Source organism: Rathayibacter sp. AY1B8 (assembly GCF_002932775.1).
Taxonomy (GTDB): domain Bacteria; phylum Actinomycetota; class Actinomycetes; order Actinomycetales; family Microbacteriaceae; genus Rathayibacter.
In genome coordinates this window covers 243976-266805 of sequence record NZ_PSWJ01000001.1, presented here as the reverse complement: position 1 = coordinate 266805, position 22830 = coordinate 243976, and the positions used below count along the sequence as shown (strand labels likewise).

The following is a 22830-nucleotide window of genomic DNA, read 5'->3' as shown; positions in this document are numbered from 1 at the left end:
GGCCTCTGGGAGACTCTCGGCATGCGCGCCGTGAGCTACTCGTCCTTCTCCGCCCTCCCCGCGATCATCGAGGTCCCGGAGCCCGTCTGCCCCGTCGACGGCGTCGTCGTCCGCGTCGCGGCGACCGGGGTGTGCCGAAGCGACTGGCACGCGTGGAAGGGGCACGACGACTCGGTCGTCCTTCCGCAGATCCCCGGGCACGAGTTCGCCGGGACGGTGATCGCGACGGGAGCCCAGGTGTCGCTCTTCGCGGTCGGTGACCGGGTCACAGCGCCGTTCGTGTTCGCCTGCGGCGACTGCGAGCAGTGCCGGGAGGGGGCGACGCAGGTGTGCCTCCGGCAGCAGCAGCCGGGATTCACCCTCGACGGGTCGTTCGCCGAGGCGGTGGCCGTGCCGGGTGCGGATCTGAACCTGGTGCGACTGCCCGACTCCGTCGGCTTCGTCGAGGCGGCCGGTCTCGGCTGCCGCTTCGGGACCGCGTACCACGCCCTGCACGAGCGCGGCCGGGTCGCCCCGGGGGAGTGGGTCGCGGTGCTGGGCTGCGGCGGAGTCGGCCTCTCCGCGGTGATCGTCGCGCTCGCGGCCGGGGCCCGTGTGGTGGCGTCGGACGTCTCCGCCCCGGCGCGGGAGGCCGCAGCCGCGCTCGGGGCGGTGACCGTCCCCGGAGGCGAGGGTGCCGCCGAGGCGATCCGGGCGGCGACCGGAGGAGGTGCGCATCTGGCGATCGACGCCGTCGGAAGCAGCGTCACGGCGGAGGCGTCGATCGCCGCCCTGCGTCCGCGCGGCCGGCACGTGCAGGTGGGTCTGCTCCTCGGGCCCGATGCCGCACCGGCGATCCCGCTCGGCCGGGTCATCGCCCAGGAGCTCGAGCTGCTGGGCAGCCACGGCATCGCCCGAAGCGGCTACACGGCCCTCCTCGACGACGTCGTCGCCGGCCGTCTGCGCCCCGCCGACTCCGTCGGCCGCACCATCGCCTTCGAGGACCTGCCCGCCGCCCTCGCCGCGATGGACGCCCCCGCCGCGACGCCCGGCATGACGGTCGCCGTCCTGGCCTCCTGACGCGGGCCCGCAGGAGCACGGGCAGTCCCGGTCCGGTGGGTCTCGATGCCGCGCGTCCCGCGGCCTCTCGACCAGCATCGACCCGTTGCCCGTGCCTGGTGGGTCTCGATACGCCGCGTCCCGCGGCTACTCGACCGGCACGACTCGGGCACGCCCGCCCTGCTCGACCGCAGGAGCAGGTGGCCGCCGCTCGACGAGGTGGAGCCCGCCGACAGCGATCCGCGTGTCAGCGGATCGATGCCGGGCGACGCGCCCCGCTCTGCGGAACGCACCACGTCGTGAAGCCGACCGCGCCGCGGCGGGCGGGGACCGCCGCGCCCTCGTGGAGCCCGCCGACAGCGATCCGCGTGTCAGCGGATCGATGCCTGGCGACGCACCTCGCTCCGCGGAACGCACCACGTCGTGAAGTCGACCGCGCCGTGTCGGGCGGGGACCGCCGCGCCGTAGTGGAGCCCGCCGACAGTGATCCGCGTGCCGGCGGATCGATGCCGGGCGACGCACCCCGCTCTGCGGAGCGCACCGCGTCGTGAAGTCGACCGCGCCGCGGCGGGCGGGGACCGCCGCGCCTTTCGTGGAGCCCGTCGACAGCGATCCGCGTGCCAGCGGATCGATGCCGGGCGACGCACCCCGCTCTGCGGAACGCGCCACGTCATGAAGCCGACCGCGCCGCGGCGGGCGGGGACCGCCGCGCCCTCGTGGAGCCCGCCGACAGCGATCCGCGTGCCAGCGGATCGATGCCGGGCGACGCACCTCGCTCCGCGGAACGCACCACGTCGTGAAGCCGACCGCGCCGTGGCGGGCAGGGACCGCCACGGAAGAGGACTCAATCCGTCTCGATGAGGATCCCGTCGTGGATGGCGCGCTTGCGGAGCGCCACCTTCGTGCCGACGTCGATGCCGACGACGCGGTACTTCTCGCGGATCCGCTTGAGGTACGACTTCGCCGTCTCCTCCGAGATGCCCAGCTCGAACGCGACCGACTTCACCGGCTCGCCGCCGCCGTAGAGGGCCATCACGCGGCGCTCCTGCGCGCTGAGCTTCGGCGCTCCGTCGGAGTCGCCGGTGGAGAGCGCCATGTCGAGCTCGTGCGAGATGTAGGAGTGGCCGTCCTTGGCCGCGCGGATCGCCTCGACGATCATGTCCGCGTCCTCGGTCTTCACCAGGTAGCCGAGGGCTCCTGAGGCGAGCGCCTCGCGGACCACGGCGGGCTCGGAGTAGGTGCTCATCAGCACGGTCTTCACCCCGGTGGTCTTGAGGGTCGAGAGCTTCACCGAGATCGGGATGTTGTCCTTGAGGTCGAGGTCGAGGAGGACGACGTCGACGGGGAACTCGGGGTGCGTGAGCAGCTCGGGCCAGGAGGCGACCGCGGCCACCAGCTGGATGTCGGAGGCGGCTCCGCGGATCCACTCCGTGAGGGCTCCGAGGAGCATCTTGTGGTCGTCCACGACCGCGAGAGTGATCTTCGCGTCAGCGGTGAGTGTCATCGGTGTCCTTCGGTCGGCGGTCTCTCGGCGGCTGCTCACCGGTCGGCGGGATTCTCGACCAGGCAGTCGATCTCGATCCGGAGCTCCCCGTCGCGCGAGGTGTCGCGGAAGACGCCGACCTGAGCGATAGCCTCCCACGTCGCAGGATCGACGCCGCGCAAGGGCGCGCCTGAGGAGCGGAGCGTGATCGGCACGAGCAGTCCTCGAGCGGCCGTCCCGACTCCGGGATCGCGGGGGCTGCCCGACTCGACGTGGAGGACCACGGCGAGCCCGGTCGCGCTGTCGGCGATCAGCCAGATCGCCGAGAGGAGCCCGTCGCGCTGCTGGTGTCCGAGGAGCCCGGCGGTGCCGTCCGGGTCGTCGAGCTCGACGAGCGGCGCGAGCAGCTCGGACTCGAGCACGGCGTGGTGCAGCCAGGTCTCGCGCCGCCCCTCGATGAGGTGGAGGCGGAGCTGGGTGGCGAGCGAGGTCGCGTGCGCGGCGCGCTGGGCGTCGAGGGGCAGGCGGACCGAGCCGTCGCCCACCTCGGCGAGGAGGCGCTCGGCGGCGAGGTCGAGCCGTGCGAGCTCCTCCGAGGCGAGCATCCCGACCGCGTAGCGCGGGCCGAGCGTAGTGCTCTGCACGAGGGCGCGGTCGATCTCGAGCTGGACCATCCGGCGGAACCCGCGCATCATCACGACCACGACGACGGCCGGCGCGATCGTCACCACGAGGGCGCTGATGCGCACCGAGAGCGCGCCCGCGCCGCCCGACTCCATCGAGAGGAACGCGATCACCTCGGCGATCGCGACGAGGGCGCTCACCGCGAGGATCTCGATCCCACGCCGGTGGACGATCAGCGCGGCGTGCGCGACGGCGCCTGCGACCGCGGCGGTGGGGACGGTGCGGGCCGCGCCGGAGTCGGTCACGGCCACCAGGTCGAGCACGACGGCGGCTCCGAGGGCGACGAGGAAGCAGAGGTAGACCGGGAGCGGCAGGCGGCGTCCGCCGAGGTGGATCGCGAGGACGGTGGACCCGAAGGCCAGGACGACGAGGACCCAGGCGATCGCCGCGGGTGCGAGGTCGCTGTAGCGGGCGGAGGTCGAGAGGAAGATCAGCAGCTCGTAGGCGAGGATCGCGGCGGCGATGCCGTTGAGGCCGCTGCCGAGGTAGTTGGTGCCGAGCCCCTCCTGCTGGCGGCGGACCGAGCGGGCGGACCGGGAGGAGCGGCCGTGCGTCGCGGGCACGCGTCCCAGCAGCGGGGCCCGAGACTCCGGTGCGGGGCTCATTTCGGGACCTCCAGCACCACGGTCGTCCCCGATCCGGGGGCGCTGAACAGGCGGGTGCGGCCGCCGACGTCGCCGAGCCGGGCGATCACCGACTCCTTGAAGCCGAGCTTCGTGTCGGGGACGGTCGCGATGTCGAAGCCCGCGCCCGCGTCCGTGACCATCGCGCGGACGGTCGTCTCGTCCTCGGTGATCGTCACGTCGGCCGAGGCGACGCCGGAGTGGCGGCGCACGTTCTCGAGGCACTCCGCCAGGGCGAGCACGAAGGAGTCGAGGGCCGCGCCGGTGAGCGCCACCTGGCCGGAGCCGTGCCAGATCACGTCGAGCCCCATCCGGCCGAAGCGGTTGCGGACGGTCTCGAGGGTGTTGGCCGCGGGGGCGGAGGTGACGCTGGTCAGCTGGTAGGAGCCGGACGCGCTCGGGGTGGGGGTCCCGCCGAGCCGGAGCTGGCGCAGGAGCTGCGCGTCCTGCGCCGCCTGCTGACGGAGCGCGTCGACCGACACTCCGCGGCCCGAGTGCGCGAGGAGCGTGAGGGTGGCCAGCACCGTGTCGTGCAGGAGCCGCGCACCCTGCCGGCGCTGCGCCTCCGTCTCGCTGGCGAGGCGCTCCACACGGTGCGCGTTGCCGATGCTGTCGATCCGCCGCACCACCCGAGGGACCGCTGTGCCGATCCAGAGGGCGAATCCGCAGAGCGTGCCCCAGGGCAGCAGGCTCTGGACGACCACGGTGGGGATCATGGTGCCGCTCGAGACGAGCACCGACGGGATCAGGCTCGGGAGGACCACTGGCAGCAGCAGGAGCAGTCGGCGCGCGGACGTCGTCACGACCACGGCGATGCTCGCGGTCACGGCGTTCGCGGTGTTGACCAGGACGAACCCGGCGAAGTCGGCGCCCGGAGCGAGCCCCAGCGCGAGGCCCCAGCCCAGCAGCAGGCCGCCGACGGCGACGGCGATCACGCGGCTGCGGCGCCCCGTCCGGGCGAGCTCGACGTGGGCGGCCATCATGCCCAGGAGCAGCGCGACGGCGAACGGCACGGCGGCGGGCTGGAGCGTCCCGGGGATGAGGGCCATGCCGAGCGCCCCCGCCTCCGTGAGCAGGCCGATCCCGCAGGCGGAGTGGCGCAGCAGCCGGTCGCGCTCGCGGGCGCTGCGGATCATCGGCACGCTCTGGCCCCCTCCGGTCGTGGCGCGGGGCTGGCCCCCGTCTCACGATAGCCACTGGCCGGGCCGGTCGGCGCGGTTCGGGGCGTCGAACCGCGCCGGAGTCGGGCGGGTCAGGCCGTCGCGGGATGCGCCAGCAGCCGGGCGAGGTGCGCGCCGACCGCGTCGTCCTCGATGAGGAACCCGTCGTGGCCGAACGTCGAGGTGATCACCGCGACCTCTCCGCCGTCGAGGGCGCCGGGAGCGTGCGCCGCGATGATCCGCTGGCCCTCGACCGGGAAGAGCCGGTCGCTGTCGATGCCGAGGACGAGGGTCGGGCTGGTGATCCGGGAGAGGGCGGCCGCCTCGCCGCCCCGGCCGCGGCCGACGTCGTGCGAGTTCATCGCCTCGACGAGCGTGATGTAGCTGTTCGCGTCGAAGCGGCGGGTGAACTTGTTGCCGTGGAAGTCGAGGTACGACTCCACGGCGAAGCGGCCGCCGCCGCCGAGCGGGCTGAGCCCCGACTGCCAGCTGCGCTCGAAGCGGTCGTTGAGCTCGGAGGGGCTGCGGTAGTTGAGCAGTGCCATCCGGCGGGCGAGCGCGAGGCCGTGGTACGGGCCCTGGCCGTCGCCGGCGTCGTAGTAGGAGCCGCCCGCGAAGGCCGCGTCGTTGCGGATCGCCTCGAGCTGCACGAAGTTGAGGGCGATCTGGTCGGCCGTGGCCCGCGGGGGAGCGGCCAGAACCGCGAGGCGCGCGACCCGCTCCGCGTGGTCGATCCCCCACTCCAGCGCCTGCATCCCGCCCATCGAGCCGCCGATGACGGTGTGCCAGCGCTCGACGCCGAGCAGGTCGCTGAACTGCACCTGCGCCCGCACCTGGTCGCGGATGCTCGTGTACGGGAACCGTGCGCCCCACTCGTGGCCGTCGGGGGCGAGGGACGCGGGACCGCTGGAGCCCTGGCAGCCGCCGAGCATGTTCGGGGCGACCACGAAGAAGCGGTCGGTGTCGATCACGAGGCCGGGGCCGACGAGTCCCGACCACCAGCCGTCCGTCGCGTGGCCGGGATCGCCGCGGCCGAGCAGGTGGGAGTCGCCGGTCAGCGCGTGCAGGACGAGGACGGCGTTGTCACGGCGCTCGTTCAGCGCGCCCCAGCTCTCGTAGGCGATGCGGGCGTGGGGGAGGCGGCCGCCCGCCTCGAAGTCGAACGGGCCGAGGTCGACGAAGCGGCGCCCGCCCGGGTGGTCGCCGTCGCGCCAGGCTCCGGTGGCGGGCGGCTTGCCGATGACCGAGAGGAGCTGGCGCTCGGTGACGAACGCCGACGGGACCGTGTCCTCGAGTGTCTGCTGCCAGTCCATAGCGCTGTCCATCGTGTCAGAGCGCCGCGGGGCGGAGCCGTTTGTTACGCCCTGCTCCCCCGCTCCTCCGCCCGCGCGCGGAGCGCCCCGACGTGGTCCCCGAGGACGGGGACCCCGTCAGGGCGCCGAGGGGTCTCAGGCGTTCGCGCGGGAGGCCTCGACGACGGCGCGCGCGGCGCGGAGGGCCTGGTCGAGGTCGGCGCGGAGGTCGTCGACGTTCTCGAGTCCCACCGACAGGCGCACCAGGCCCGGAGTGACGCCGGCGGTCAGCTGCTGCTCGGGCGAGAGCTGCGAGTGCGTGGTCGACGCGGGGTGGATGACGAGCGAGCGGACGTCGCCGATGTTGGCAAGGTGCGAGAACAGCTCCAGCGAGTCGACGAAGGCCCGGCCGGCGTCCACTCCGCCCTTGAGCTCGAACGAGAGCACCGCGCCCACGCCCTTCGGCGCGTAGCGGTTGGCCGCGGCGTACCAGGGCGAGGTGGGCAGGCCCGAGTAGTTCACCGAGGCGATGTCGGAGTGGTTCTCGAGGTACTCCGCGATCTCCTGCGCGTTCTGCACGTGGCGCTCGATCCGGAGCGAGAGGGTCTCGATGCCCTGGATGAGCTGCCAGGCGCTCGCCGGGGCGATCGAGGCGCCGAGGTCGCGCAGCAGCTGCACGCGGGCCTTGATGATGTAGGCGAGGGAGTCGCCGACCGCGGCGGTGTAGACGGCGCCGTGGTACGACTCGTCCGGCGTGGTGAGGCCGGGGAAGCGCTCGGCGTTCGCGGTCCACGAGAAGCGGCCGCCGTCGACGATCGCTCCGCCGATGACCGTGCCGTGGCCGCCGAGGAACTTCGTCGCCGAGTGCACGATGATGTCCGCGCCGTGCTCGAAGGGGCGGATCAGGTAGGGCGTCGCGATGGTGTTGTCCACGATCAGGGGCACGCCGGCGTCGTGCGCGACATCGGCCACGGTGCGGATGTCGAGGATGTTGATCTTGGGGTTGCCGACGGTCTCGGCGAAGAACAGCTTCGTGTTCGGGCGGACGGCGCGGCGCCACTCCTCGCGGTCGTCCTGGTTCTCGACGAAGGTCGTCTCGATGCCGAGCTTGGCGAGGGTGTACTTGAAGAGGTTGTAGGTGCCGCCGTAGATCGAGGACGACGAGACGATGTGGTCGCCGGCCTGGGCGATGTTCAGCACGGCCGCGGTCTCGGCGGCCTGGCCCGAGGCGAGCAGCAGGGCGCCGGAGCCGCCCTCGAGGGCGGTGAGCCGCTCCTCCACGACCGCCTGGGTCGGGTTCTGGATGCGGGTGTAGATGTTCCCGAACTCGGCCAGCGCGAACAGGTTCTGGGCGTGCTCCGCGTTGTCGAAGACGTAGGAGGTGGTCTGGTAGATCGGCGTCGCGCGGGCCTTGGTCACCGGGTCCGGCGCGGCGCCCGAGTGGATCTGCTTGGTCTCGAACTGCCACTGGTCGGAGTCGGTCATGGTGCTTCCCATCGGATCGTCGGGGTCGGGGACGGGGCCGTTCTCCGTCGCGACGAGCGTACGCGGGGGCCCGCCGGGCGGCCAGGACCGCCGACACACGGGGTAACGGCCGTCAGCGCCGCTCGGGCTGCCGGTCGCGCTTGGCGCCCGTGGGGTCGGCGCGGTCCGGGCGCCGGGGCCTCTCGTCGGCCGCCGGGGCGAAGAGCCAGGCCGCGCGGGGCTCGACCAGCCGGTGGAAGACGGTGCGGGTCCAGCCCAGTGAGAGCGCGACCGAGACCGCGATGCAGAACACGATCATCAGCGCGAGGGCGAGCGTGCTCTCCGTCCGCGAGAGGATCCCGGACTCCCGCAGCGGATAGAGGACGAAGCTGTGGAGGAGGTAGACGTACATCGTCGATTGCCCCCAGGCGGTGAGCGGGGTGCGGCGGCGCGGAACCAGCGCGAAGAGCGCGAGCGAGAGCACGACCGCTCCGGCCATCAGGGCCAGCCGCACCAGCCCGGCCCACCACTGGGTCTCGCCGAGGGCGTCGTAGGGGCGGTCGTAGAAGAACCAGTAGCGCAGGTCCGCCGCTCGGAACGCCTCGATGTTGACGGTCATGACGACCGCCGTGACCGCGAAGAGGACGACGGCGAGGATCCGGGCGAGGAGGACCCGCGACGGCGGCTGATCGAGCCAGCGCTCGACGGCGGAGCGGCCGCCGGGGGCGAAGCCGCGCAGGCGCCAGCCGAACACGAAGAACGGCAGGATCCCGATCGCGCGTGCGAGCGAGAAGGTCGAGTCGATGTTGTCGTAGTAGCTGACCCCGACCGCGAGCACCACGCTGATCAGCAGCGGCCAGCGCAGCAGCGCCAGGTAGGGGAGGACGAGGCGGAAGATGCCCAGCGCGAGCAGGAACCACAGCGTCCAGCTCGGCTTCGTCGGGTTGAACTCCTGCTTCCCCTCGACCAGGAACTGCACCAGGGTCCAGATCGTCTCCATGATCAGGTAGGGCAGGAGGATGTCGGTCAGCACCCGCCGCATCGCGCGCCCGCTCGGTGCGCCGCTCTTGGAGAAGTAGCCCGAGATGATCGCGAACGCCGGCATGTGGAAGGCGTAGATCGTCAGGTAGACGATGAGCGAGGTGTCGGAGTTGGCCGTCAGCCGCTGGACGCCGTGCCCGATCACGACGAGGGTCACGCAGACGAAGCGCGCGTTGTCCCAGAGGGGAACGCGGCGCTTCGGGGTGACGGCTGTCCCGGCGGTCGCGGGAACCGGGTCGGCGGGCGGCACGCGGCCAGACTAGCGTTGGGCTGCGACGACGGAGTCGAGGGTGTCCGAGGCTTGACGGAAGGGGACGGGCGTGGATCGACGCGTTGTCGTGACAGGAGCGAGTTCAGGGATCGGGGCGGCCGCGGTCCGCCTGTTCCGCGAGCACGGCTGGGAGGTCGTCGCCGTCGCGCGCCGGCGCGACCGGCTGGAGGCGCTCGCCGCCGAGACCGGCGCCGGGTACTTCGCCGCCGACCTCACCGACGCCGCTCAGGTCGACGCTCTGCGCGACCACCTCGCCTCCTCCGGGCCCGTGCACGCGCTCGTGAACAACGCGGGCGGTGCGCTCGGACTCGACTCGGTCGAGAGGTCCGACCCCGAGGACTGGCGCCGCATGTTCGAGATCAACGTGCTCTCGGTGAAGCTCGTGACCAGCGCGCTGCTCCCGCTGCTGCGCGCCGGGGTCCGGGGGAGCGGCACCTCCGCGGACATCGTGACGGTCACCTCGATCGCCGGCCACGTCGCCTACGAGGGCGGAGGCGGGTACAACGCCGCCAAGCACGCCGCGCACGCGCTGGTCGCCGTGCTGCGGCTCGAGCTGGCCGGCGAGCCGATCCGCGTGATCGAGATCGCGCCGGGGATGGTGCACACGGACGAGTTCTCGCTGGTCCGCTTCGGCGGCGACCGGGAGCGCGCCGACGCGGTCTACGCCGAGGTCCCCGACCCGCTCGTCGCGGAGGACGTCGCCGCTGCGATCGTCTCCTCGGTGGAGCTCCCCGCCCACGTCAACCTCGACCTCGTGACCATCAAGCCGGTCGCGCAGGCGGCCCCGCACAAGGTCGCGAAGGGACCCCTGGCCCCGCGCGCCTGACCGATGTGACGCGGAGGCCCGCGACGGCCTAGCCTGTCCCTCATGGTTTCCGACGCCGACGACTCCGCCGCCCTCCTCGCCGCCACGGAGAAGGAGGTGCTCGGCTGGCTCGAGTTCGGCGACGCCGCTCGGCACCTGGCCGACGACGTGGTCGCGTCGGGCTACCGGCCGGAGCTGGTCGTCGCCATCGCGCGCGGCGGTCTGCTCCTCGCGGGCGCCGTGGCCTACGCGCTCGGCATCAAGAGCTGCGGCGCGCTGAACGTCGAGTTCTACACCGGCGTCGAGGCGCGCCTGGCGGAGCCCGTGGTGCTGCCGCCGCTGCTCGACGAGGCGTCCGTGCGCGGCAAGCGCATCCTCCTGGTCGACGACGTCTCCGACTCCGGCCACACCCTCGCCCTCTCGGTGAAGCTCATCCGCGCGATGGGTGCCGAGGTGCGCACCGTGACCCTCTACACGAAGCCGCGCACGGTGCTCGAGCCCGATTTCTTCTGGCGCCGCACCCCGCGCTGGATCGTCTTCCCCTGGTCGGCTCTGCCCCCGGTGGACGGAGCCCTCGCCGAGGACGACGAGTGAGCGTCCACCTGATCGGCGGCGGAGGCGGCGTCGAGCACGACCAGCAGCTGTACGGGGCGTTCCTCGCGGAGGCGCGCGCCCACGCGGTGGACGCCGGCCGGATCGAGGGCCCGCGCATCGCGATCGTCGTCGTCCACGACGGGCTCGGCCCCGAGGCCTACGCCGGCTACTCGGCACTGCTCGCGACGGTCGGCCCGCTCGATGCGTTCGCCGTGATGAAGCCGGAGGGCGGCCGGATCGATCCCGCGGTCTTCGACGACGTCGACGGGATCTTCGTCGGCGGAGGGCTGACCCCGGCCTACCGCGACGCGCTCGAGGCCTGCTTCCCGCGGCTGCGCGATCTCGTCTCCTCCGGAGTGCCGTACGCCGGCTACTCGGCGGGAGCCGCCGTTGCGGCCGACCGCGCCCTCGTCGGCGGCCACCGGATCGGCGGCGTCGCCGTCGTCCCGGAGGGCGCGGCGGAGGAGCTCGACGAGGTCACGGTGCTCGAGGGCATCGGTCTCATCGACGTGACGGTCGACGTGCACGCGGCGCAGTGGGGGACCCTCGGCCGCCTGGTCGCGGCCGTCGAGGCGGGCCTGGTCGACGGCGGCGTCGCGCTCGACGAGTCCACCGTGCTGATCGTTGGCACCGGCGCGCTCCGCGTCGGCGGCGCCGGCTCGGTATGGCGCGTGAGCGGCAGCGACGCCGGAGTCGTCGTCGCGACGCTCGCGGCGGGCTGACTCGGTGGACCTCGCTGAGCTCGCGGCCTCGGGACTGATCGACAGGGGCTGGGCGGAGGCGCTCGCCCCCGTCGCCGGGGACATCGCCGCGATGGGCGATTTCCTCCGCGGCGAGGTCGCGGCCGGCCGGCCCTACCTCCCCGCGGGCCGCGACGTGCTCCGCGCCTTCGCCGCACCGCTCGCGGACGTGCGCGTCCTCATCGTCGGACAGGACCCGTACCCGACGCCCGGGCACCCGATCGGGCTGTCCTTCGCGGTCGAGCGCCACGTGCGCCCGCTGCCGAGGAGCCTGCAGAACATCCACCGCGAGCTCCGGGACGACCTCGGCGTCGAGCCGCCCGAGCACGGCGACCTCAGCGGCTGGACCTCGAGCGGCGTGATGCTGCTCAACCGGGTCCTCACCGTCGCCCCCGGCTCTCCCGCCTCGCACCGCGGGAAGGGCTGGGAGGCGGTCACCGAGCACGCGATCCGCACGCTGGCCGCCCGGGACGCGCCTCTCGTCGCGATCCTCTGGGGCCGCGACGCCGCGTCGCTCCGCCCGATGCTGGGGGAGGCCGGAGTGATCGAGAGCGCGCACCCCAGCCCGCTGTCGGCCTCGCGCGGCTTCTTCGGCTCCCGGCCGTTCAGCCGCGCCAACGCCCTCCTGGAGGAGCGCGGCGCGGAGCCGGTCGACTGGAGTGCTCTCGCGTGACCGGGTGCTCGCCCGCGGGGCGGCTACGCTGGCCCGGATCGATGGGCGGAGCCGAAGGGGAGCCGGATGCTTGAGGAAGAGTACGAGAGCCGGCGCGTCCTGCCGCCGCACCTGCGGAAGGCGCCGCCTCCCGAGCCCGGCTTCTCGTTCGAGATCCGCGACGCCCGCGACGCCGACCTCCCGGACATCCGCGAGATCTACAACCACTACGTGCGCAACACGGTGGTGACCTTCGACGAGGACGACTCGACGCTGAAGGAGTGGCGGACGAAGTTCTCCCGCAACCAGAAGCTCGGGCTGCCCTTCATCGTGGCCGTCTCGCCGTCGGGCCAGATCCTCGGCTATGCGATGGTGTCGCCGTGGTCCTCCAAGCGGGCGTACCGCTTCACCGTGGAGAACTCGATCTACCTGCGGGCGGCCTCCACCGGCAAGGGCCTCGGCCGGGCTCTGATGGCCGAGCTCCTCGAGCGCGCGAAGGCCGTGGGGATCCGTCAGATCATGGCCGTCATCGCCGACAAGGGCGCGGAGGCGTCGTTGGCGATGCACGCGCAGTTCGGATTCGTCGAGGTCGGCCGGATGGGCCGCGTCGGCTTCAAGTTCGAGCGCTGGCTCAGCACCGTCCTGCTGCAGAAGACCCTCAAGTAGGGCCGACCCGCCCCTGCGAATGCGCCTCATCGACAGGTGCCGGGGAGCGCGCCGTCCCTACACTGGACGGCATGGAATGGCTCGTCCCGCTCATCGTCGTCGTCGCGCTCGTCGTCATCCTCGGGGTCTACCTCTGGGCGACGTACAACTCGCTGGTCACCCTCAACGTCCGCGTGGACGAGGCGTGGAGCGACATCACCGTCCAGCTGAAGCGCCGCGCGGATCTGATCCCCAACGTGATCGACTCCGTGAAGGGCTACGCCTCGCACGAGCGCCAGGTCTTCGAGTCGGTGACGCAGGCTCGCGCCGAGACGCTGCAGGCCCAGGGCCCGGCGGAGGCGTCGGTCGCCGAGGACCACATGCAGAGCGCTCTGAAGTCGATCTTCGCGGTCGCGGAGGCGTACCCCCAGCTGCAGGCGAGCCAGAACTTCCTCCAGCTGCAGGGCGAGCTGGTCGACACCGAGGACAAGATCCAGTCGGCCCGGCGCTTCTACAACGGCGGCGTGCGCGAGATGAACACCAAGGTGAAGGTCTTCCCGAACACGCTGTTCTCGCGCCGGCTCGGCTTCTCGGAGCGCGAGTTCTTCGAGGTCGGCGATCTCGCCGCGATCTCGGAGCCCCCGCGCGTCCAGTTCTAGGCAGCCGCCGTGTACAGCGCGATCGCCCGCAACAAGCGCAACACGGTCCTGATCCTCGTCCTGTTCCTGGCGATCATCGGCGGACTGGGCGCCCTGGCGGCAGCGGTCTACCGCAGCACGGCGATCGTCGTGGTGGTGCTCGTGATCGCCGCCGCGTACGCGTTCTTCCAGTACTTCTTCGCCGCTCGCCAGGCGGTCGCGCTCAGCGGCGGCGTGGCGGTGGAGAAGGCGGACGAGCCGAGGCTCTACCGCATCGTCGAGAACCTCTCGATCGCGACGGGCACGCCGATGCCGAAGGTGTACCTGATCGACGACCCGGCGCCGAACGCGTTCGCGACCGGCCGTGATCCCGAGCACGCCGTCGTGGCTGCGACGACGGGCCTGCTCGCGATCATGGACGACGCCGAGCTGGAGGGCGTGATGGCCCACGAGCTGGGCCACGTCCGCAACTACGACATCCGCGTCTCGATGATCGTCTTCGGTCTCGTCGTCGCGGTGGGCTTCCTCTCGGACGCCTTCCTCCGCCTGGCCTTCTTCGGGCGGGGCGGCAACGGCAACGGCGGGGGCAACCCGGCGCTCCTGATCGTCGGGCTGGTGTCGATGGTCCTCGCGCCGATCGTCGCCTCGGTCGTGCAGCTCTCGATCTCCCGTCAGCGCGAGTACCTCGCCGACGCGACCGGCGCGCTGACGACCCGCCACCCCGACGCCCTCGCCCGCGCCCTGCTCAAGCTCGAGTCCGCGGGCCGGCCGATGCAGCGGCAGAACAGCTCGATGGCGCACCTCTGGATCGCCGACCCGTCGAAGCCGGGGGTGGTCGCGCGCCTCTTCGCGACCCATCCGCCGATCGCGGACCGCGTCGCCCGCCTCTCCGAGATGGGCTCGCGCTTCTAGCAGGCCGATCCGGCCGACGCCCCGTCGACGATCGCCGCCCCGCACCGCATCCCGCTTCGGTCAGAGGCGCGCCCGTCACCGCGCCGGACGGGACGTCATCCGGTCGGAGCCGCGAGCGGACCGCCGTCGACGGTCGTCAGGTACTCGGCGAAGACCGGCGCCGGGTCGATGCCGCTCGCCGCCGCGTCGACCAGCGCCCGCCGGACCAGGGCGAGGACGACGGTGGCCAGGACGGCCGCCCGGTGCGGGGACGTGCGGCCGAGCCCCATCCGCTCCGCGAGGAACGGCGTCAGCGCCTCCTCGCCGTCGTGCAGCGACTGCGCCCAGACGGCGCGCATCGCCGAGGTCTCGGTCAGCAGGGGGATCAGCCGGAGGGTGCGGTCGAGCTGGGGACCGGAGGCCGCCGCGGCGAAGGCGTGACCGAGCGCCGCGTTCAGCGGCTCGGCGGCCGGGCGCTCGAGGAGGGCGCGTCCCATCGCGGCGATCGCGGCGGCGAGCACCGGGCGCACGCAGTCCTCCTTCCCGCCGAGGTACCGGTGAAAGGTCCGGAGGGAGACGCCGGCTGCGTGGGCGAGCTCGCCCGTGCCGACCCCGACGACGCTCCCGCGCTCGAGCAGACGGGCGACGCAGCGCTCCGAGAGCGCCAGCGCCAGGACGCCGCCGGGCGCGCTCACGCGATCCTCCTCAGTGCTGCGGCGAGGGCGCCCGCGAGGTCGCCGCGACCGACGACCTCGACGGCGTCGAGGCCCTGCCAGGCCGCCGCCTCGACCAGCAGTGCGGCGAGCCGCTCCGGCGTGTCGGCCGGGGCCCCCGGCTCGAGCCAGGCGGCCTGCACGAGGAGGACCCGGCGCTTGCGCTCGCTCTTGAGGTCGACCCGGGCAGCGATCACGTCGTCGAGGAGCACGGGGAGGACGTAGTAGCCGTGGACCCGCTGCTCGGCCGGGGTGTAGATCTCGATCCGGTAGTGGAAGCCGAAGAACAGCTCGGCTCTCGGCCGGTGCCAGACCACGGGGTCGAACGGCGAGAGGAGCGCGTCCGCCCGGAGCGTGCGGGGGCGTCGGGCATCGACGTGCCGCCAGAGCGGCACGGGTCGCCCGCCCCGCTCCCAGCCGCGCACCTCGACGCGCTCGAGCTCGCCCGCCTCGAACAGCTCGTCGATCGCGACGCGCGTGGGGGACTGGAGCAGCCGGTGGTAATCGGCCAGGTCGCCGAGGGTGCCGATCCCATGGGCCCGGGCCGCCCGGCGCACGAGCTCGCGGACGGCGTCGGGGAGGGGCACGTCGGCATCGAGCACCGCGCTCGGGAGGAGCCGCTCGGCGAGACCGTAGGAGCGCTCGAAGCGCGTGCGCCCCGCCGTCACCACCTCGCCCCAGCGGAACAGGACCTCGAGGCCGCGCTTGATGTCGGACCAGCCCCACCAGGGTCCCGTGCGGACGTTGGCCTCGTGCTCGATCTCGGAGGCGCGGAGGGGACCGTCGGCGAGCGCGGCGCGGAGCCAGTCGAGGGTGGCGCGGTTCTCGTGGGCCCAGCCCTCGTGCTCGGGCAGGCGGACCCGGCGGTAGTGCTCCATCCGCCAGCGGTAGAGCGGGAGGTCCTCGCGGCGGACGAGGGCGGCCTCGTGGGCCCAGTACTCGACGTAGGGGCCGTCGGGGGAGAAGGCCGCGGCGTCGAGGAGGGAGCGATCGTACGGGCCGAGCCGCGCGAGCAGCGGCAGATAGTGGCTCCGCTCGAAGACGTTCACCGAGTCGAGCTGGAGCGGGCGGATCCGGTCCACGGCGGCGCGCACCCGGCGCGCGTCGACCCGGGACGGACGGGGGACGCCGAACCCCTGCGCCGCCAGGGCGATGCGGCGCGCCAGCGCGGCGGAGAGCTGCTCGGTCATGGTCCGCCCACGCTAGCGAACGCCCCCGACATCGCCGTCCCCGATAAGGCCCCCGGCGTTCGCCCGGCATTCACCGCCGCGCTCCGTCACCGACTCGCGGCGCTCCTACCGTGCCCGAGGCCGTCCCACCGGGGCGGCCCACCCGACTCCTGGAGGACCCTTGACCATTCAGCGCCTGTCGCGCGCCGCCGCGGTCGCCGCCGCCGGCACCGCCCTCGTCTTCACACTCTCGGCCTGCTCCGGCGGCGCCACCGCCTCGTCCGACGGCGGCGGCGCGGACGCGGCGTCCGCCACGTCCGGCGCGGACCTCGGCGGGCTGGACGCCCTGGTCGAGGCCGCGAAGGCCGAGGGTGAGCTCAACGTCATCGCCCTGCCCGACACCTGGGCGAACTACGGCGAGCTGATCAGCGGCTTCGAGGACGAGTACGGCATCACCGTGAACTCCGCCGACCCCGACGTCTCCTCCGCGGAGGAGATCAGCACGGCGGAGAACCTCGCCGGGCAGGACACCGCTCCCGACGTGTTCGACCTGGGACCGGCCGTCGCTCTGGCGAACACGGACATGTTCGCGCCGTACAAGGTCCAGTCCTGGGACGACATCCCCGAGGGGAACAAGGAGGAGTCGGGCCTCTGGGTCAACGACTACACCGGCCTGATGTCGATCGGGTTCGACGCGGCCGCGGTGCCTGCGCCCGCGTCGCTCGAGGACCTCCTCGGCGCCGACTACCGCGGCTCGGTCGCGATCAACGGCGACCCGACCCAGGCGGGAGCCGCCGCGGCCGCAGTGCAGCTCGCGGCTCTCCAGTCCGGCGGCTCCGCCGACGACGTCCAGGCGGGGATCGACTTCTTCGAGAGGCTGAACGACGCCGGCAACTTCCTGCCGCTGGACCCGACCGACGCCACCGTCGCCTCGGGCGAGACCCCGGTCGTCTTCGACTGGAGCTACAACGACCTCGCCGCCGGGAAGGCGAACGAGGGCACCCGCGAGTGGACGACGACCGTCCTCCCGGGCTCCGCCGTCGGCAGCTACTACAACCAGGCGGTCAACGCCGACGCTCCGCACCCCGCGGCCGCGCGGCTCTGGCAGGAGTACCTCTACTCCGACGCCGCGCAGAACCTCTACCTCGCCGCCGGCGCCTACCCGGTGCGCCTGGCCGCGATGACCGAGGCCGGCACGGTCGACCAGGACGCGCTCGACGCCGTCGGCGCCGCTCCCTCCGACCTCGTCCAGTTCACGGAGGAGCAGACCGAGGCGGCCTCGTCGCTCCTCGCCGAGAAGTGGGCCGCGGCGATCCAGTGACCACCGCTCCCGCCGAGGCCGTCCCCGGGGCGTCCGCGCCCCGGGGACGGCGCGGCACCCCGGCCGTGCTGGGCGTCGCCCCCTTCGCGCTCTACGTCCTGCTGTTCCTGGCCGTCCCCACGGTCCTCGCGGTGGCGACCGGATTCACGGACGGAGACGGCCGCTTCACCACGGCTAACGTGCTCGCGCTCGGGGATCCCGTCGTGCTGTCCACCTTCGGCGCGTCGCTCGGGCTCTCGGCCGTCACCGCCGTCGTCGGCGCGGTGCTGGGCGCGGTCGTGTGCCTGGCCCTGCTCGGCTCCGATGCGCGCGGGGCGCTCCGGACCGTCGTCGATGCAGCGGCGAGCGTCCTCGCGCAGTTCGGCGGGGTGATGCTCGCGTTCGCGTTCATCGCGACGATCGGCGTGCAGGGGCTGGTGACGACCCTCCTCGCGGGAGCGGGCGTCGACCTCTACGCCGACGGCGTATGGCTCTACCAGCTGCCCGGGCTCGTCCTGCCCTACCTCTACTTCCAGGTGCCCCTGATGGTGCTCACGTTCCTGCCCGCGCTCGAGGGTCTGCGTCCGGAGTGGGCCGAGGCGAACGCGGTGCTCGGCGGGGGCCGGCTCGGCTACTGGCTGCACGTGGCCCTCCCGGTGCTGGCGCCGTCGTTCCTCGGCTGCGTGCTGCTGCTGTTCGCGAACGCGTTCTCCTCCTTCGCCACCGCGGCGGCGCTGATCAGCCAGGGCGCGCAGATCGTCCCGCTGCAGATCCGCGCCGCGCTGGTCAGCGAGACGGTGCTGGGCCGCGAGAACTTCGCGGGCGCCCTCGCGCTCGGGATGCTCGCGGTGATGGTGGTCCTGATGTCCGGGTACGCGCTGCTGCAGCGCCGGGCCCGGCGGTGGCAGCGATGAGGCCCGCGCGGCTCCTGTCCGGGGCGGTGCTCGTGATCACCGGGCTGGTGTTCGCCGTTCCGATCGTCGCGATGGCGGAGTTCACGCTCCGCCGCGCCGGCGGCCACGACCTCTCGCACTGGACGGCGATCCTCGACCCGGAGAACGAGCGCGCCTACCGCTCGCTGTTCCAGGGGATCGGAAACTCGCTGGTCCTCGCCGTCGTCACCGCCCTCATCGTCCTGGTCCTGCTGGTGCCGACGATGCTGCTCGTCGAGATCCGGCTCCCGCGCCTGCGCCGGGCTCTGGAGCTGGTCTGCCTGCTCCCGCTGACCGTGCCCGCCATCGTCCTCGTCGTCGGCCTCGCGCCGGTCTACTCCGTGGTCACCGAGCTCGCCGGCTCCGCGCCGTGGACGCTCGCTCTCGCCTACGGGGTGCTGGTCCTGCCCTACGCCTACCGCGCCGTGGCGGCGGACCTCGCCGGTCTCGACGCCGTGACGCTCTCGGAGGCGGCCCGCTCGCTCGGCGCGGGCCCGCTCGCGGTGCTCGGGAGGGTCCTCCTGCCGAACCTGCGCCGGGGCCTGGTCGCGGCCGCGCTGATCACCGTCGCAGTCGTTCTCGGCGAGTACACGATCGCCTCGCTCCTCAGCCGCACCACTCTCCAGACCGGCCTGGTGCAGGTGTCGAAGTCCGACGCCTACGTCGCCGTGATCTTCTCGCTGCTCTCGCTCCTCTTCGCCTTCGCCCTCCTGCTCGGGATCGGCCGCCTCGCGCGGATCGGCCTGCCGACGGGCCGGGCGCGCTCCTCGAAAGGCTCCTCGTGACCGCTCCCACCCTCCCCGGCGCCCGCGTGCGCTTCGTCGACGTGGAGCGGCACTACGGCTCCGCGCGAGCGCTCGACGGCGTCTCGTTCGACGTGGCCCCGGGTGAGTTCATCGCGCTGCTCGGCCCCTCCGGCTGCGGCAAGACCACAGCCCTGCGCGCCCTCAGCGGTCTCGAGCGGATCGACGCGGGGCGGATCCTCGTCGACGAGGAGGACGTCGCCCACGTCCCCGTCGCGAAGCGCGACATGGGCATGGTCTTCCAGTCGTACTCGCTCTTCCCGCACCTGCGGGCGCGCGAGAACGTCGAGTTCGGGCTGCGCACCCGGGGAGTCGGGGCGCGCGAGCGCCGGGCGGCCGCGGGGGAGGCGCTGGAGGTCGTGGGCCTCGGCGCCCTCGGCGACCGCTACGCGCACGAGCTCTCCGGCGGCCAGCAGCAGCGGGTGGCGCTCGCGCGCGCCCTCGTCACGCGGCCGCGGGTGCTGCTGCTGGACGAGCCCCTGTCGGCCCTGGACGCGAAGGTCCGCGTCCAGCTGCGCGACGAGATCAAGCGCCTGCAGTCCGAGATCGGCATCACCACGTTCTTCGTCACGCACGACCAGGAGGAGGCGCTCGCCGTCGCCGACCGCGTCGCGGTGATGAACGCCGGGCGGATCGAGCAGCTGGGTGCACCGGAGGACCTCTACGCGCGCCCGGCGACCGCCTTCACGGCCCGCTTCGTCGGCCTCTCGACGGTGGTCGCGGGGACGGTCTCGTCGGGATCGGTCCTCGCGCTCGGCGTGCGCCTGCCGCTCGTCGACGCGGCGGCGGCCGACGGTCCCGTGTCGGTGTTCCTCCGCCCCGAGGACCTCGCCGTCGTGGCCGACGGCGCTCCCGACTCCCTGCCCGGAGTCGTCCTCGCCTCGAGCTTCCTGGGGCCGGTGCGGCGCTCGACCGTCCGGCTGTCGACGGGCGAGGAGGTCACCGTCCAGCACGCGTCGGGTCACCGCCTCGAGCCGGGGGAGCGGGTCGGCGTGCTGCCCGCGCGGCGCCCGGTCGCGGTCGGTCCGGCACCGGAGCAGGCGGCGGTCGGCGACGCCGCATGAGCACTCCCCGGGGATACCGCGCGGGGTATGCGCCGGGGCCTAGTCTGGGCAGATGAGACTCGGCAGGTCCCGCCGCACCTCCGGCCCGCGCGCCGTCCAGCCCGCCGCGCCCGCCGCCCCGGCCGCCCCCTCCCGGCCCGCTCCCGTCGCCGATTCGGCCTTCGTGAGCGACGGGATGCGCATCGCCGGCGCCTGGGCCTGGCGCGTCCTCGTCGTGGTCGCGGCGCTCGCGGTGCTGGTGCTGCTCGTCATCGAGCTGCGGCTGATCGTCATCCCGCTCCTGCTCGCGATCGTGATCGCCGCCCTGCTCGTGCCGTTCTCGAGCTTCCTCCAGCGCCACCGCTGGCCCAAGTGGGCCGCCGTCGTCCTGGCGGAGCTGGGGATCGTCGTGGTGATCGGCGGGCTCCTCTTCCTCGTCGTCACCCAGGTCTACTCCGGCTTCGACGACCTCAGCCGGCAGACGGTGCAGTCCTACGACGACTTCAAGGCCTTCCTCCTCGAGTCGCCGCTCCACCTCACCGAGACCGACATCAACCAGTACGCGCAGCAGGCCCTCACGGCCCTGCAGCAGGACTCGGGGATGCTGGTCAGCGGCGCGCTCAGCGTCGGCTCGACCGTCGGCCACCTGCTGACGGGCGTGCTGCTCACCCTCTTCTCGACGCTGTTCATCCTGATCGACGGGCCGAACATCTGGAGCTGGGTCGTCCGCCTCTTCCCGCGCCGCGCCCGCGGAGCCGTCGACGGCGCCGGTCGCGCAGGGTGGGTGACGCTGACCAACTTCGTGAAGGTGCAGATCCTGGTCGCCTTCGTCGACGCGGTCGGCATCGGCCTCGGCTCCTTCCTCCTCGGCGTCCCGCTGGCCATCCCGATCGGCGTGCTCGTCTTCCTCGGCTCCTTCGTGCCGGTCATCGGCGCCGTGGTGACCGGGGCGCTGGCCGTCTTCATCGCGCTGGTCTACAACGGACCGCTGATCGCGCTCTTCCTGCTGATCGTCGTCCTCGCGGTGCAGCAGCTCGAGGGCCACATCCTCCAGCCGCTGATCATGGGGTCGGCGGTCAAGGTCCACCCGCTGGCCGTCGTGCTCGCGGTGGCAGGAGGCTCGATCATCGGCGGCATCGCCGGCGCCTTCTTCGCGGTGCCCGTCGTGGCCACGCTCAACGTCATGGTCAAGTACGTCGCGAGCGGAGCCTGGCGCTCGCCGACCCGAACCCCCGAGAGAGTTGCCGCAGAGCATGCAGACTAGCCGCGTCGTCGGACCCGCCCTCCACGAGTTCGAGGCGGCCCGCGCCGTCCTCGCCCCCGTCATCGCCGCCACCCCCATGGAGACGAGCACCTTCCTCGCGCAGGTCCTCGGCTCGCCCGTGTTCCTCAAGTGCGAGAACCTCCAGCGCACCGGCTCCTACAAGATCCGTGGAGCGGTGTTCCGGATGTCGCGGCTCACCCCGGAGGAGCGGGCCCGCGGAGTCGTGGCCGCCTCGGCCGGCAACCACGCGCAGGGCGTCGCCTACGCGGCGCGGGAGCTGGGGATCAAGGCCACGATCTTCATGCCGATCGGCGTCGCGCTGCCCAAGCTCGCGGCCACCCGTGACTACGGCGCTGACGTGGTGCTGAGCGGGCACATCTTCAACGAGGCGCTCGCGGCGGCGGCGGAGTTCGCCGAGCGCACCGGCGCGGTCTTCGTTCCTCCCTACGACCACCCCGACGTGATCACCGGCCAGGGGACGGTCGGCCTCGAGATCCTCGAGCAGGCCCCCGCCGTCGAGACCATCGTGGTGCCCATCGGCGGAGGCGGCCTCATCGCCGGGGTCGCGTCGGCGGCCAAGCAGAAGGCGGCCGAGGAGGGGCGCACGCTCCGCGTCATCGGCGTGCAGGCGGCCAACGCGGCGCCGTACCCGCTCTCGCTCGCGAGCGGCGAGCCGACCGCGATCACGATCTCTCCGACGATCGCCGACGGCATCGCCGTGGCGAAGCCGGGGCAGCTGAACTTCGCGATCGTCCGCGAGATGGTGGACGAGGTCGTCACCGTCGAGGACGACGACATCGCCCGGGCTCTGCTGGTGCTGCTGGAGCGGGCGAAGCTCGTGGTGGAGCCCGCGGGCGCGGTGGGCATCGCGGCGATCCTGACGGGGAAGATCCGCGACGCCGGAGCGACCGCGGTCATCCTGTCGGGCGGCAACATCGATCCGCTGATGATGGAGCGGGTGATCAGCCGGGGCCTGGCCGCGTCGGAGCGCTACCTCAAGATGAGCATCGGTCTGCCGGATCGTCCGGGGCAGCTGTCGCGCATCGCGGAGCTCATCTCGGAGGCGAACGCGAACGTGGTCGAGGTGCTGCACACTCGGCACGGCCGGGGCCTGCAGATCAGCGAGGTCGAGATCGAGATCAGCGTCGAGACCCGCGGCCCCGAGCACGCCGACCGCGTCATCCAGGTCCTCACCGACGCCGGCTACGCCCCCCGCATCTCCCGCAACTGACCGCTCGAGGGCGCCGCGTCCGCGATCCCGTCGCGAGGCCGGCGCCCCGAGTCCGGGGAAGGCCGTTCGTCCGTCTCGGCGTTCCCCGCACAGCGGGGAAGAATCCGATCACGGCGATCACGGCGATCTCGCGTCCTCCGCTGCCGCCGCGAAGCCGGCGCCCCCCGTCTGGAGAGGGCTGATCGTGCGTCGCGGTGTTCTCCGCGAGGCGGAGGAGGAAGCGGTACCGGCGGCATCGCGCCCGACGCTGTCGCCGCGAAGCCGGCGCCCCGCTCCCGTCTGGAGAGGGCTGATCGTGCGTCGCGGCGTTCTCCGCAAGGCGGAGGAGGAAGCGATACCGGCGGTATCGCGCCC

Annotated in this window: 22 protein-coding genes; 14 read left to right on the top strand and 8 right to left on the bottom strand. The window is 73.0% G+C overall.

Annotation, left to right across the window (positions count from 1 at the left end; genetic code table 11):
- Positions 1-21: 21 nt before the first annotated feature.
- Entirely contained in the window at positions 22-1059 is a 1038-nt protein-coding gene (locus tag C5C63_RS01195; RefSeq protein WP_104257084.1) for an alcohol dehydrogenase catalytic domain-containing protein, read from the top strand.
- An 823-nt stretch (positions 1060-1882) separates the two neighbouring features.
- Here the strand turns inward: C5C63_RS01195 and C5C63_RS01190 are convergent.
- The 6 genes from C5C63_RS01190 to C5C63_RS01165 all read right to left on the bottom strand — a co-directional run bounded on the left by C5C63_RS01190 (position 1883) and on the right by C5C63_RS01165 (position 9035).
- The gene (locus C5C63_RS01190; protein ID WP_104232779.1) at positions 1883-2542 is read right to left on the bottom strand and encodes a response regulator; all 660 of its coding nucleotides are present in this window, start codon (positions 2540-2542) and stop codon (positions 1883-1885) included.
- 35 nt (positions 2543-2577) lie between these two features.
- Positions 2578-3768, bottom strand: coding sequence for a hypothetical protein (locus tag C5C63_RS01185; RefSeq protein ID WP_104325356.1), 1191 nt, complete (start codon positions 3766-3768; stop codon positions 2578-2580).
- Between the two features lie 38 nt (positions 3769-3806).
- Positions 3807-4964: a sensor histidine kinase gene (locus tag C5C63_RS01180; RefSeq protein WP_104257082.1), complete on the bottom strand. Its 1158-nt coding sequence runs from the start codon at positions 4962-4964 to the stop codon at positions 3807-3809.
- 116 nt (positions 4965-5080) lie between these two features.
- A complete protein-coding gene (locus C5C63_RS01175; RefSeq protein WP_104232776.1) occupies positions 5081-6301 on the bottom strand; it encodes a homoserine O-acetyltransferase in 1221 nt (406 codons plus the stop codon).
- 135 nt (positions 6302-6436) lie between these two features.
- Complete coding sequence (locus C5C63_RS01170) at positions 6437-7765, bottom strand: bifunctional o-acetylhomoserine/o-acetylserine sulfhydrylase (RefSeq protein WP_104249523.1); 1329 nt, start codon at positions 7763-7765, stop codon at positions 6437-6439.
- A gap of 112 nt (positions 7766-7877) precedes the next feature.
- Positions 7878-9035 (bottom strand): acyltransferase family protein, encoded by a 1158-nt coding sequence (locus C5C63_RS01165; RefSeq protein WP_104325355.1) that lies wholly within the window; start codon positions 9033-9035, stop codon positions 7878-7880.
- Between the two features lie 70 nt (positions 9036-9105).
- Here C5C63_RS01165 and C5C63_RS01160 point away from each other — a divergent pair, with 70 nt between their 5' ends.
- The 7 genes from C5C63_RS01160 to C5C63_RS01130 all read left to right on the top strand — a co-directional run bounded on the left by C5C63_RS01160 (position 9106) and on the right by C5C63_RS01130 (position 14042).
- Positions 9106-9882, top strand: coding sequence for an SDR family NAD(P)-dependent oxidoreductase (locus tag C5C63_RS01160; RefSeq protein ID WP_258065363.1), 777 nt, complete (start codon positions 9106-9108; stop codon positions 9880-9882).
- A gap of 42 nt (positions 9883-9924) precedes the next feature.
- Positions 9925-10455: a phosphoribosyltransferase gene (locus C5C63_RS01155; RefSeq protein ID WP_104224441.1), complete on the top strand. Its 531-nt coding sequence runs from the start codon at positions 9925-9927 to the stop codon at positions 10453-10455.
- Positions 10452-11177 carry a peptidase S51 gene (locus tag C5C63_RS01150; RefSeq protein WP_104325353.1) on the top strand — a complete coding sequence of 242 codons (726 nt, stop codon included), beginning with the start codon at positions 10452-10454 and terminating at the stop codon, positions 11175-11177. The genes C5C63_RS01155 and C5C63_RS01150 overlap by 4 nt, the downstream gene beginning before the upstream one ends.
- A 4-nt stretch (positions 11178-11181) precedes the next feature.
- Entirely contained in the window at positions 11182-11868 is a 687-nt protein-coding gene (locus tag C5C63_RS01145) for a uracil-DNA glycosylase (protein WP_104232774.1), read from the top strand.
- Positions 11869-11934: 66 nt separating this feature from the next.
- Positions 11935-12513, top strand: a complete 579-nt coding sequence (locus C5C63_RS01140; RefSeq protein ID WP_104224438.1) for a GNAT family N-acetyltransferase — start codon at positions 11935-11937, stop codon at positions 12511-12513.
- Between the two features lie 71 nt (positions 12514-12584).
- A complete protein-coding gene (locus C5C63_RS01135; RefSeq protein ID WP_104225511.1) occupies positions 12585-13151 on the top strand; it encodes a LemA family protein in 567 nt (188 codons plus the stop codon).
- Between the two features lie 9 nt (positions 13152-13160).
- Positions 13161-14042 (top strand): M48 family metallopeptidase, encoded by an 882-nt coding sequence (locus C5C63_RS01130; RefSeq protein ID WP_104325352.1) that lies wholly within the window; start codon positions 13161-13163, stop codon positions 14040-14042.
- A gap of 95 nt (positions 14043-14137) precedes the next feature.
- On the opposite strand, the gene C5C63_RS01125 is transcribed toward C5C63_RS01130, so the two are convergent.
- Both C5C63_RS01125 and C5C63_RS01120 read right to left on the bottom strand, forming a co-directional pair.
- On the bottom strand, positions 14138-14716 hold the full coding sequence (locus tag C5C63_RS01125; RefSeq protein WP_104224435.1) for a TetR/AcrR family transcriptional regulator: 579 nt from the start codon (positions 14714-14716) through the stop codon (positions 14138-14140).
- Complete coding sequence (locus C5C63_RS01120; RefSeq protein WP_104291576.1) at positions 14713-15924, bottom strand: winged helix-turn-helix domain-containing protein; 1212 nt, start codon at positions 15922-15924, stop codon at positions 14713-14715. Before C5C63_RS01120 ends, C5C63_RS01125 begins: the two co-directional genes overlap by 4 nt.
- A gap of 160 nt (positions 15925-16084) precedes the next feature.
- Here C5C63_RS01120 and C5C63_RS01115 point away from each other — a divergent pair, with 160 nt between their 5' ends.
- The 6 genes from C5C63_RS01115 to ilvA are packed head-to-tail and all read left to right on the top strand — an operon-like array spanning position 16085 to position 22476.
- On the top strand, positions 16085-17224 hold the full coding sequence (locus C5C63_RS01115) for an ABC transporter substrate-binding protein (protein ID WP_104291575.1): 1140 nt from the start codon (positions 16085-16087) through the stop codon (positions 17222-17224).
- Complete coding sequence (locus C5C63_RS01110; RefSeq protein WP_104325391.1) at positions 17221-18117, top strand: ABC transporter permease subunit; 897 nt, start codon at positions 17221-17223, stop codon at positions 18115-18117. The genes C5C63_RS01115 and C5C63_RS01110 overlap by 4 nt, the downstream gene beginning before the upstream one ends.
- A complete protein-coding gene (locus C5C63_RS01105; protein WP_104291574.1) occupies positions 18114-18920 on the top strand; it encodes an ABC transporter permease in 807 nt (268 codons plus the stop codon). The genes C5C63_RS01110 and C5C63_RS01105 overlap by 4 nt, the downstream gene beginning before the upstream one ends.
- Positions 18917-20002 carry an ABC transporter ATP-binding protein gene (locus tag C5C63_RS01100; protein WP_104291573.1) on the top strand — a complete coding sequence of 362 codons (1086 nt, stop codon included), beginning with the start codon at positions 18917-18919 and terminating at the stop codon, positions 20000-20002. The genes C5C63_RS01105 and C5C63_RS01100 overlap by 4 nt, the downstream gene beginning before the upstream one ends.
- A 52-nt stretch (positions 20003-20054) precedes the next feature.
- Entirely contained in the window at positions 20055-21245 is a 1191-nt protein-coding gene (locus C5C63_RS01095; protein ID WP_104246634.1) for an AI-2E family transporter, read from the top strand.
- Complete coding sequence (ilvA, locus tag C5C63_RS01090; protein ID WP_104224429.1) at positions 21235-22476, top strand: threonine ammonia-lyase; 1242 nt, start codon at positions 21235-21237, stop codon at positions 22474-22476. Before C5C63_RS01095 ends, ilvA begins: the two co-directional genes overlap by 11 nt.
- The last annotated feature ends 354 nt before the right edge of the window (positions 22477-22830 follow it).

Excerpts from the sequence above, each read along its gene's own strand:
- C5C63_RS01195 (WP_104257084.1), top strand. The coding sequence starts at position 22 with ATGCGCGCCGTGAGCTACTCGTCCTTCTCCGCCCTCCCCGCGATCATC.
- C5C63_RS01190 (WP_104232779.1), bottom strand. The coding sequence starts at position 2,542 with ATGACACTCACCGCTGACGCGAAGATCACTCTCGCGGTCGTGGACGAC.
- C5C63_RS01180 (WP_104257082.1), bottom strand. The coding sequence starts at position 4,964 with ATGATCCGCAGCGCCCGCGAGCGCGACCGGCTGCTGCGCCACTCCGCC.
- C5C63_RS01175 (WP_104232776.1), bottom strand. The coding sequence starts at position 6,301 with ATGGACTGGCAGCAGACACTCGAGGACACGGTCCCGTCGGCGTTCGTC.
- C5C63_RS01170 (WP_104249523.1), bottom strand. The coding sequence starts at position 7,765 with ATGACCGACTCCGACCAGTGGCAGTTCGAGACCAAGCAGATCCACTCG.
- C5C63_RS01155 (WP_104224441.1), top strand. The coding sequence starts at position 9,925 with ATGGTTTCCGACGCCGACGACTCCGCCGCCCTCCTCGCCGCCACGGAG.
- C5C63_RS01140 (WP_104224438.1), top strand. The coding sequence starts at position 11,935 with ATGCTTGAGGAAGAGTACGAGAGCCGGCGCGTCCTGCCGCCGCACCTG.
- C5C63_RS01135 (WP_104225511.1), top strand. The coding sequence starts at position 12,585 with ATGGAATGGCTCGTCCCGCTCATCGTCGTCGTCGCGCTCGTCGTCATC.
- C5C63_RS01120 (WP_104291576.1), bottom strand. The coding sequence starts at position 15,924 with ATGACCGAGCAGCTCTCCGCCGCGCTGGCGCGCCGCATCGCCCTGGCG.
- C5C63_RS01105 (WP_104291574.1), top strand. The coding sequence starts at position 18,114 with ATGAGGCCCGCGCGGCTCCTGTCCGGGGCGGTGCTCGTGATCACCGGG.
- C5C63_RS01095 (WP_104246634.1), top strand. The coding sequence starts at position 20,055 with ATGAGACTCGGCAGGTCCCGCCGCACCTCCGGCCCGCGCGCCGTCCAG.
- ilvA (WP_104224429.1), top strand. The coding sequence starts at position 21,235 with ATGCAGACTAGCCGCGTCGTCGGACCCGCCCTCCACGAGTTCGAGGCG.